This window comes from Streptomyces sp. AC627_RSS907, from assembly GCF_019049165.1.
This window is the reverse complement of sequence record NZ_JAGMUE010001362.1, coordinates 1-631: the sequence shown is the minus strand read 5'-3', so window position 1 is coordinate 631 and position 631 is coordinate 1. Positions and strand designations below refer to the sequence as shown.

At 74.5% G+C, this 631-nt stretch carries 1 protein-coding gene; it reads right to left on the bottom strand.

Going from position 1 to position 631, the window contains the following annotated elements; all coding sequences use genetic code 11:
* Positions 1–631: SDR family oxidoreductase (locus KUM32_RS41935; protein WP_217146855.1), on the bottom strand; the 631-nt coding region annotated here is incomplete at both ends.

The window sequence follows — 631 nt, the reverse complement described above, 5'->3', positions numbered from 1 at the left end:
GCTTCGCGGTCAGCCACAGGCGGTTTCCGTCCACCTCTCGAGCGGGCTGCTCCCAGACTCCGGCGATGGCGTCGGCCAGCTCCGTGACGTCCGTGAAGCCCGCGAACTTCGCGTTCGGGCGCTCGGCTCGCATGGCGTCGTGCACCAGCGCCTTGACCACCAGGATCGCAGCCGCGGACGAGGGGCCCGCCTCGCCCCCCTCCTTGCGGAAGGCGTCGGCCAGCGCCAGCGTCCACGCCTCGGCGGCGGCCTTGGCCGCGGAGTAGGCGGCGTTGCCCGCGGTGGGCTTGCTGGCCCCGGCGGCGCTGATCAGCAGGTACCGGCCGTTGGCGCTGCGGCGCAACCCGTCGTGGAAGGCGAGCGAGGTGTGCTGGACGGTGCGGACGAGGAGGTCGTGCAGCAGGTTCCAGTCGTCGAGGTCGGTCTCGGCGAAGGTCGCGGAGCCGCGCCAGCCGCCGACCAGGTGCACCAGGCCGTCGATGCGGCCGAACTCCTTCTCGGTGCGCGTCGCCCACTCGCGGGCGGCGAGCGGGTCGAGCAGGTCCACCGTGTCGCCCGTGACCGTGGCACCGCCGTGCGCGTACCGCGCGGCGTCCACGGCCTCGGCCAGCCGGGCCGCACGCCGTCGGAC